Origin of the sequence: Pyrinomonas sp., from assembly GCF_040289685.1 — a bacterium.
Taxonomy (GTDB): Bacteria; Acidobacteriota; Blastocatellia; order Pyrinomonadales; family Pyrinomonadaceae; genus Pyrinomonas.
Map to the genome: position 1 here is coordinate 21912 of NZ_PSLQ01000039.1, position 9611 is coordinate 31522.

Genomic DNA, 9611 nt, shown 5'->3' on the forward strand with positions numbered 1-9611 from the left:
GCGACGACGTAGAGCGTGCCGCCCATTTCAGCGCCGATGCAGAGTTACCCGTCGAGCAACGCCGCGACGCGCGCGCGCAGCAGTTCGACGGTGAAAGGTTGTTGATGACCGGCGGCATCGCGTGCCATCCAGCGCGGGGCGCCTTCGCGTTCGCAGACGAGGATGATCTCTTCGCGTGGGCCGCCGAAGCTTTGAATTCGCGCGGCGGCGAGACCGCCGCGCACGATCCCTTCGTGCGGGCGGCGTGGCCATCCAGCCTCGATGGTCAAAGCGCGGAAACCTGCGCCGCGTACCGTCAGACGGACGCCGTGCATGGTCGCATTGCCGACGCTGAATCGGTGGTCATCTTCGCGCTCCAAGACGAGGCTCTTCCCGCCACGATTCAGTTCGCCGACGATTTCGCTCAGTTCTCGGTGGAGCCATTCGATGCCGGCGACGCGCAGCCGGTCGTTTGAAGCGCGCAAGACCAAGTATTCGAGCACATCGTTCGGCCCTTCGCGGCGCGCGCGCTCTTTTGCTTCCCTTAGAAGTCGTTCATATGGGTCATCCATCGCGTTCGATGCTCCGCCCGCGATGGTAACATTTTTCCGTCGCGCGAGGCGAACTTCAGCGACAGCGTAAGGTTGAAAGGTCGCTCGGAGAACGCGATGGCTTGTCGCCGTGCGAGTCGGCGTGGTAATAAAGCTCTCGGCCTAAAAACTTCCGCCAAGCTGACGAGAGCATGAGCGACACGGTTCGCATCGGCATCATCGGCACCGGTTTTGCCCGCACGACGCAGATCCCAGCTTTTCTCGCTTGCGAGGGAGCGCGCGTGGTGGCCATCGCCAGCGGCCATCGCGCGAACGCCGAGCGCGTAGCGCAGACGTTCGGCATCCCGCATGTCGCCGATCGCTGGCAGGAGTTGATCGCGCGCGACGATGTCGATCTGGTGAGCATCGTCACGCCGCCTTCAACGCACATGGAGATGGCGCTCGCCGCATTGGATGCCGGCAAGGCCGTGCTCTGCGAAAAGCCGATGGCGATGAACGCAGATGAGACGCGGCGCATGGTCGAGCGCGCCGAACGGAGCGGAGCTTTCGCGCTCGTCGATCACGAACTGCGGTTTTTGAACGGACGGCGGCGGATGCGCGACATGGTCCGAGATGGCGCTATCGGCAAAGTAATCCACATCAAAATCCTCTTTCGCAACGCGACGCGCGCGCATCCCGATCGCCCGTGGAACTGGTGGTCGGATGAAAAGCAGGGCGGCGGCGTGCTCGGTGCCATCGGCTCGCACGCTGTGGATTCCGTGCGCTGGTTGCTCGGAGCAGAAGTCAAAGAAATCTGCTGCTCGCTTGCGACGCACATCAAAGAGCGACGCGATGCGCAAACCGGTGCGCTGCGGCGCGTGACCTCGGATACGGAAGCGCTTCTTCTAATGCGCTTAGCGAAGACGGACTTGGTGGAAGACGCGACCGGATTGATCTCCCTGTCGGTGGTCGAAGCCGGACAGCAGGAGCACTTCACAGAGATCTTTGGGAGGCGCGGTGCGCTGCGCATCGAAGAGCGCGGCGAACTCTGGCGCGCCGACCTCGACGCAAACCGGTGGGAGCAGGTGCCGGTCGAGCCGGACGATCTTGCCCCGGGTTTGCAGGACAACGGTTGGTCGCGCGGCTTCACCGCCTTTGCGCGCGCAATCGTCGCGGCGCTGCGCGAAGGGCGCCGGACGGTCGAAGAGGCGGCGACGTTCGCCGATGGACATCGCGTCCAACTCGTGCTCGATGCCGCGCGGCGCGCGCACGAGCGCGGCTGCTGGACCAGCGTGGACGCGCCTTGAGCTTTCGATTTGACCCGTGTCGTCCGGGCCAATCTGGACCAGAACTCTTATCGGTAGCGACCGAAGGATCTATCGCGATTCTCCCAAAATCGCCACGCGGCTCGATGAATATCGCCCAAGCTCAGAGAGCGCAACAGTCACGCTCCCGCCGACGCCTCGTTCGCATCGGCGTCGATACGGGCGGGACCTTTACGGATTTCATCTACAGCACTGGGCGGGAAGTTCGCGTCTTCAAACTCCCTTCGACGCCCGACGATCCGTCGCGCGCCGTGCTCGACGGCGTGCAACGCATCTGTGCGGAGTTGAAGCTTGCGTTTGATGAGATCGAAGTTGTGCATGGCACAACCGTCGGCACCAATGCGCTTCTCGAAAGGCGCGGCGCGCGCGTCGCTTTCATCACCACGCGCGGGTTCGAAGACATGCTCATTACGGGACGGCAGGCGCGTCCGCGCCTTTACGATCTCAACGTCACGCGCCCGGCACCGCTCGTCGCAGACGGGCTGAGCTTCGGCGTGCGCGAACGCACGGCGGCGGACGGAACGGCGCTCGAACTGCTCGACGATGAAGAAATCAACGCGCTCGTTCGCCGTTTGCGCGAAGAGGATGTCGAAGCGGTGGCCGTCTGTTTGCTTTTCTCTTTCGCCAATCCAGAACACGAGCGTAAACTCGCCGCCGCTTTGGCTGAACTCGGGGTGCCGCTTTCGATCTCGCACCGAATCCTGCCCGAATACCGTGAGTACGAACGCGCCTCGACGACCGTCGCCAACGCCTACCTTCAACCTTTGATGAGCCATTATCTCGGACGGCTCGGGCGTAATGTGCCGCGCTTGCGCATCATGCAATCATCGGGCGGAAGCATCGGCGCGCAGGTCGCGGCTGCGGAGCCCGTGCGCACGGTGCTTTCTGGTCCAGCAGGCGGCGTCGTTGGCGCGCTCCACGCGGCGCGGCAAGCGGGCGCACGCGATCACATCGCTTTCGATATGGGCGGAACTTCCACCGATGTGGCGCTTTGTGCCGACGGCGAAGTGCGCGCTACGCGCGAGACGATCGTGTCTGGCATTCCGATCGCCATTCCCTGTTTCGAGATTCACACCGTCGGAGCGGGCGGCGGCTCGATCGCGCGCGTTGACCGCGGCGGTTCGTTGCGCGTCGGGCCAGAGTCGGCTGGCGCCGATCCCGGTCCAGCCTGCTATGGAAAGTCTGATCTGCCGACGGTGACCGATGCCAATCTGGTCCTAGGCCGACTAGGCAGCGATGCGCTGCTTGGTGGGGCGTTCCCGTTGGATGCTGAGCGCGCGCGCGCGGCTATTGAAGCTATAGCGCGCGAGATGAGCGCGCGCGTGCGGCGTGAAGTGAGCGCAGAAGAAGCCGCGCTTGGCATCATCCGCGTCGTCAATGCGCACATGGAGCGGGCCATTCGCGCTGTCTCCGTGGAGCGCGGTTACGATCCTCGCCGGTTCGCGCTCGTCACATTTGGTGGCGCAGGCGGCCTCCATGCGGTCGCGCTTGCGCGCTCTTTGCGCATTCCGCGCGTCATCGTGCCGCGCGATCCCGGCGCCCTTTCGGCCTTCGGCGTGCTTGCTGCCGACGTCGTGCGGGAGCAGACGCGCACCGTCATGCTCGGCGGCGAAGCCGTCGAAAACCTCGAGCCTCTGTTTTGCGAACTCGAAGAGCAAGGCGCGCAGGCGCTGGAGCGCGAAGGCTTTCCGCGTCACAGTCAACGCCACGCGCGCTTTTTCGCCGCTCGCTATCGCGGACAATCTTTCGAGTTGGAACTCAAGTGGCGTCCGAGGTTGAATCTCAGCGAGACCTTTCATCGCGCGCACGAGCTGCGCTACGGTTACGCGCGCCGTCAAAGTCCGGTTGAAATCGTGAGCCTGCGCGTGCGCTCGACTGGAATCGTGGGCGAGATCGTTGGCCGAAGAGAACGAACGAAACGACCGCCGCGCATCAAAGCGCAGCGCGTTACCGTCGTTTTCGACGATGGGAAGCGAACAGCTCACCTTTATCGCCGCGAGGAGTTAAGGTCAAGAGTTCGGCTCGCTACGCCGTGCATCGTCGCGGAGTATTCCTCGACGACTCTGATCCCCGCTGGCGCGCGCGCGCGCGTGGATCGGTTCGGCAACCTGATCATCGAGCCTTGAACGCTTTGACTGACTGAGATGAGAAGGATTTCTCACGCAGCCGTATGGCCTTCAGCTTATCCGCATGCTTGAACGTCCAGACTGAACTCGATGAGAAAGATCACGGAAAGATTCGATCCCGTCACGCTGGAGATCTATCGCGCGCTCTACACGTCGGTCGCTGAGGAGATGGGGGCAGCGTTGCGGCGATCGGCCTATTCGCCGAACATCAAAGAGCGGCGCGACTATTCGTGCGCCATCTTCGATGCGCGCGGGCGCGTCATCGCACAAGGCGATCACATGCCGGTCCATCTCGGTTCGATGCCGATGGCCGTCGCAGCGGCGCTCAGAGAGCGCGAGATCGAACCGGGCGACGTGGTCGCGCTCAACGACCCGTTCGTCGGAGGGACGCATCTGCCCGACATCACGCTCGTCATGCCCGTGGTCTGGGCGGTCGGTGACAGAACTCGAGCCAAAGGAAGGCGCATCGAGACCATCTTTTACGTCGCCAACCGCGCGCATCATGCCGACGTCGGCGGCGCGTCGCCGGGATCCATGGGCCTAGCGGCGGATGTTTACGGCGAAGGCGTGCGCATTCCGCCCTTGAAGATCGTAAGCGGCGGGCGACTCAACGAAGATCTACTGAAACTGATCCTCGCCAACGTGCGCGCTGCCGATGAGAGGCGGGGCGATCTCGAGGCGCAGATCGGATCGTTGCGCACGGGAGCGGCGCGCTTGCTTGAAATCGTCGAAAGAAACGGCGCGCGCGAAGCTTTGGCTTACGCCGAACATTTGATCGCTTACGGCGCGCGCTTGATGCGTGCGACCATCGCCGCCATCCCCGATGGCCTTTACTGCGCGGAAGATGCGCTGGATGACGATGGGTTGAGCCGCGAACCGATTCCGATCCGCGTGCGCGTAGAGATCCGCGGCGAAGAGGCGACGGTTGATTTCACGGGGAGCGCGCCGCAAGTTCGTGGTCCAGTGAACGCCGTCGAAGCGATAACGCTTTCCGCCGTCGCCTATGTCTTTCGCTGTCTAATCGAAGAACAAGATGTGCCGATGAGCGCCGGATTGATGGAGCCGATTCGCGTCATCGCGCCGCGCGGAACAGTGGTCAATGCTGGTCCACCGGCGGCAGTGGCTGGCGGCAACGTCGAAACGTCACAACGTATCGTTGATGTGCTGTTCAAGGCACTCGCGCAGGCCTTGCCCGAAAAGATCCCAGCGGCGAGCCAAGGCACGATGAACAACTTGACGATCGGCGGCATTGACCCGCGAACCGGCTCCGAATTCGGCTACTACGAAACGATCGCTGGCGGCATGGGCGCGCGCCCCACGCTCGACGGCCTCGATGCCGTGCATACGCACATGACCAACAGCTTGAATACGCCCGCCGAAGCTCTGGAATACGCCTATCCGCTGCGCGTGCGCCGCTACGAGGTGCGGCGCGATTCAGGTGGGCGCGGGCGACATCGCGGCGGCGACGGCGTCGTGCGCGAGATCGAACTGCTCGCGCCCGCGCGCTTAAGCTTGCTGGCCGAACGTCGCCGTCACGCCCCCTATGGTCTTTGCGGTGGCGAGGACGGCGCACTTGGCCGCGACACGATCATCAGGCGTGACGGACGTGAAGAACGGATCGCGTCCAAGGGGACATGGCAGCTCGAGGCTGGCGACCGCGTGCGCATCGAAACGCCGGGCGGCGGAGGGCACGGCGAACCTCCCACCCGATAAGGAGCGGCCCGCTCGCGCTTTGGCGGCCAAGCTCGCTTCGGACGGGGGCGAACCTTCCGTTCCAATAAATGGCCCTCGACGATGATGAAGCGGCGAACATGAGACGGCGGGTGCGCCATCGCGCGGCGGACCATTGCCGCTGCAAGGCGCTAGTCCCGTTCGGTTCGTCCTCGCGCCGCGCTTTTTGGCTGGCCGCGCGCCCTTCGTGTTATGCTGCGAGAAAAGGAGCGATTCGCAGATGCGCGTCACCATCGCACAGATAAACACGACCAACGGCGATTACGAAGGGAACACGGACCGGATCATTCGCGCCATCGAACAAGCCAAGCGCGAACGATCCGATCTGGTCGTCTTCCCTGAGGTTTGCGTGCAGGGCTACACGTCGCTCGATTGGTTTCTCGATCCGGACATCGCGCGGGACGCGCTTCAGCCACTGCAACGGATCATTCCGGCCACCGAAGGCATCACGGCCATCGTCGGCACGGTGCGCCCGACCGGCGAAAGCGACGGACGAAAGCTCTTCAACTCAGCCGCCGTGATCCGCAACCGCGAGCTTCTGGGCTTCGCCGACAAAACCCTCCTTCCCGAGTACGACGTCTTCGACGATCCACGATATTTCGAGCCGGCGCGCGAGCGACGGCTCTTTGAGATCGACGGCGTGCCAGTCGGCATCGCCATCTGCGAAGATTTCTGGAACGACAAGACCTTCTGGCGCGAGCGCCTGTACGATGAAGACCCCACCGATGAACTCATACACATGGGAGCGCGCCTTCTCGTCGCAATCAACGCCTCGCCTTTCAACAAGGGGAAGATGGGCGTGCGCTGCGCGATGGTCACTCATCGCGCGCGCCTTGCGCATCTGCCGATCGTCTTCGTCAATCTCGTCGGCGGCAACGACGGGATCATCTTCGATGGCGCGAGCCTCGTCGTTGACCAGCACGGAGAGACGATCTTGCAAGCTCCGCCGTTTGAGGAATTCGTCGGCACGGTCGATCTCAACTCCGGCGCGCGACACGAACGCTGCTTGACGGGCGATGACATCGAAACCGTTCATCAAGCGCTCGTGCTCGGCATACGCGATTACGCGCGCAAGAACCGTTTCGAGCGCGTCGTCATCGGCGTTTCGGGCGGGATAGATTCGGCGGTGGTCGCCGCGCTCGCTTGCGAAGCCGTCGGCCCAGAGAACGTCCTCGGCGTGATGATGCCATCGCCTTTTTCATCGCGCGGCAGCGTTGAAGATGCGCGCGAGTTGGGCCGCCGATTGGGGATGGAGATGCGCCTTCATCCGATCAGCGAAGCCTTCGAAGTGCTGGCGCGCGAACTCGGTTTGAAGCGCCCGACACGCGGCGGCGAATCGCTCGCGGCGGAGAACCTTCAGTCGCGCCTCCGCGGCTGCATCTTGATGACCATCTCGAACGCCGAAGGCAGACTGCTCCTTTCGACGGGCAATAAGTCGGAGCTGGCGCTCGGTTATTGCACTCTCTACGGAGACACCAACGGCGGCTTGGCGGTGCTCGGCGACGTGCTAAAGACGGAAGTCTATGCGCTTGCGCGCCACATCAACCGCGAGCGCGAATTGATCCCACGCGCGATCGTCGAAAAGCGCCCGTCGGCGGAACTCGCGCCGGACCAGTTCGACGATCAGAGCCTGCCGCCTTATGACAAGCTCGATCCCATCCTGAAACTCTATTTCGAACAACGAGCGACGCCTGAGGAGATCATCGCCGCCGGCAACGACGCGCACTTGGTTTACGACGTGCTGAATCGGGTGGAATCGCCCGCCAACGAGTTCAAACGGCGACAGCTTCCGCCGACGCTCATCATCTCGCGCAACGCGATCGGCATCGGCCGACGCCGCCCCGTCACACATCGTTATCGCCGCGTGATGGGATGAGCGTGCTACGAGAAGGAGCGCATGATCTCTTCAGCTCTGCAACTCGCGGCGTGAGAATGGCGTTCAGTAGTCATGCGGGCGAGTCCTTCGGCGTCTTTTGTGCGCGAAGGTACACCGCTTGATCCGCACAGTTCTGCCGCAGGAAGACTGCCGTCACGTTGATCTTTGCGCACACTGCAGCGGGCTTCATCTGCTCAATTGGGCCAGTTCGGTGGCGTCCTCTTCGTTGAGACCGAGCGCCGCATCAAGTTCGGCTTCGATGTCTCCGGTGAGGGAAGCGAACTTTTTGAAGTCGTAAAGTTTGGTGTCGAGAAGGTGCGATGGCGTGACGTTGCCAAGCGCCGTCAGCATTGAGCTGCGTATGTGCGGGATCTCGCGTTCGAGTTCTGCGATCAAGCGTTTGATGCGCGCGCGTTTCAGATTCCGCTGCGAGCCGCACAGGTCGCACGGGATGATCGGGAAGTCCTTCTCGGCGGCAAATTCGGCGATGTCGCGTTCGCGGCAATAGGCGAGCGGACGGATCACCGTGTTTCTGCCATCATCGGAGCGCAACACGGGCGGCATCGCCTTGAGCTGCCCGATGAAGAAGAGGTTGAGCAAGAAGGTCGTGATGATGTCGTCGGCGTGGTGGCCCAGCGCGATCTTCGAGCAGCCTTCTTCCACCGCCGTCTGGTAGAGGATGCCGCGCCGCAAGCGCGAACAGACCGAACAGTAAGTTTTGCCTTCGGGCACGAGCCGTTTGACGATCGAGTAGGTGTCGCGTTCGATGATGCGAAAGGGGACGCCGCGCGCGCTAAGGTACTCCGGGAGCACGTGTTTGGGGAAACCGGGCTGCCCTTGATCGAGGTTGACGGCGAGGACGTCGAATTTGACGGGCGCGCGTTTTTGCACGTCGAGCAGCAGATCGAGCATGGTGTAGCTGTCTTTGCCGCCCGACAGGCAGACCATCACGCGGTCGCCCGATTCGATCATATTGAAATCTTCGATGGCCTCGCCCATCTGGCGAAGAAGCTTGGTTTTGATCTTGCTTTCGACGAACATCACGCTGCCTTTCGGAGCCTGCGCTCCAGCGTAAGATTTTGTCGGAGAAGCGCGCGCAAAAGCAACCCGGCGACGGCACGAATTGAAAAAAAGGAATGCGACCAGCATCCCGCTCGAAGGTCGCTCGCTTCAGAGAACGTTAGGGATGGCTGGTCGCTCGAAAGTGATCTCAAGCCTTTGGTTGCAAATGCTGGCGGAAGAATTCGATGGTGCGTCGCCAGGCATCTTCCGCCGCTTCGCGGTTGTAGACTTCGGGACGATCGTCGTTGAAGAAGGCGTGATCGGCCTCTTTGTAGATGTGTATCTCGACCTGTTTGCCGAGTTCCTTCAGACGCCGTTCGAGTTCGCGCGCCGCATCGGGCGTAACGAACGTATCGCGCTCGGCGTATAGCCCGAGCACTGGCGCTTCAAGCTTTTCGAGTTCCGGTTTGACGTTCGGATGGCCGCCGTAAAAGATGACGCACGCGCCGACCTGCGGATTCTTCGTCGCCGCGTACAAAGAGAGCGCGCCGCCCATGCAGAAGCCGACGGTGCCGACCTTGTTGCTCGTCACCGCCGGATGGTTGAGCAAGTACTCGATCGCGCCGCGCAAATCCTTCTCCGTCTCGGCGATGTTCATCGCCATCATCAGCTTGCCCGCTTCATCCGGCGACTTCGTCGTCTTGCCGTGATAGAGATCGGGTGCGAGCGCGACGAACCCCTCCTCAGCGAAGCGGTCGGCGACGCGTTTGATATGCGGCACGAGACCCCACCACTCCTGAATGACGATGACGCCCGGCCCCTTGCCTGAAGCCGGGACAGCCAAGTAACCTTCCGCCTGTTTGCCGTTGCTTTTAAACTGGATCATCTCGCCACCCATAACCTTCCTCCTTCGAAATTTGACTGCGATATGTGGTTCGCCTCAAACTTTCGTCGCGAAAGAGCGACGGCCTTCGTTCGTCCGAAGTTTAGTTAGAGTCTCAAGTAGTGGTGTAAATTTGGCCCTCCACAATTGACGAGGAAG

General features: G+C 62.3%; 7 protein-coding genes. 4 read left to right on the plus strand and 3 right to left on the minus strand.

The features are described from left to right. Positions 1-44: 44 nt before the first annotated feature. Complete coding sequence (locus C4334_RS09550; protein WP_352431858.1) at positions 45-551, minus strand: hypothetical protein; 507 nt, start codon at positions 549-551, stop codon at positions 45-47. 170 nt (positions 552-721) lie between these two features. On the opposite strand from C4334_RS09550, the gene C4334_RS09555 reads away from it, so the two are divergent. The 4 genes from C4334_RS09555 (at position 722) to C4334_RS09570 (ending at position 7567) form a co-directional block, all read left to right on the plus strand. Further along, the gene (locus C4334_RS09555; protein ID WP_352431859.1) at positions 722-1816 is read left to right on the plus strand and encodes a Gfo/Idh/MocA family protein; all 1095 of its coding nucleotides are present in this window, start codon (positions 722-724) and stop codon (positions 1814-1816) included. Positions 1817-1920: 104 nt separating this feature from the next. Beyond that, positions 1921-3960, plus strand: a complete 2040-nt coding sequence (locus tag C4334_RS09560) for a hydantoinase/oxoprolinase family protein (RefSeq protein WP_352431860.1) — start codon at positions 1921-1923, stop codon at positions 3958-3960. A 90-nt stretch (positions 3961-4050) separates the two neighbouring features. Continuing rightward, a complete protein-coding gene (locus C4334_RS09565) occupies positions 4051-5673 on the plus strand; it encodes a hydantoinase B/oxoprolinase family protein (RefSeq protein WP_352431861.1) in 1623 nt (540 codons plus the stop codon). 238 nt (positions 5674-5911) lie between these two features. Continuing rightward, a complete protein-coding gene (locus C4334_RS09570) occupies positions 5912-7567 on the plus strand; it encodes an NAD+ synthase (RefSeq protein ID WP_352431862.1) in 1656 nt (551 codons plus the stop codon). A gap of 186 nt (positions 7568-7753) precedes the next feature. On the opposite strand, the gene ttcA is transcribed toward C4334_RS09570, so the two are convergent. Both ttcA and C4334_RS09580 read right to left on the minus strand, forming a co-directional pair. After that, positions 7754-8608 (minus strand): tRNA 2-thiocytidine(32) synthetase TtcA, encoded by an 855-nt coding sequence (gene ttcA, locus C4334_RS09575; RefSeq protein ID WP_352431863.1) that lies wholly within the window; start codon positions 8606-8608, stop codon positions 7754-7756. A 169-nt stretch (positions 8609-8777) separates the two neighbouring features. Beyond that, a complete protein-coding gene (locus C4334_RS09580) occupies positions 8778-9455 on the minus strand; it encodes a dienelactone hydrolase family protein (protein WP_352431864.1) in 678 nt (225 codons plus the stop codon). Positions 9456-9611 lie beyond the last annotated feature (156 nt).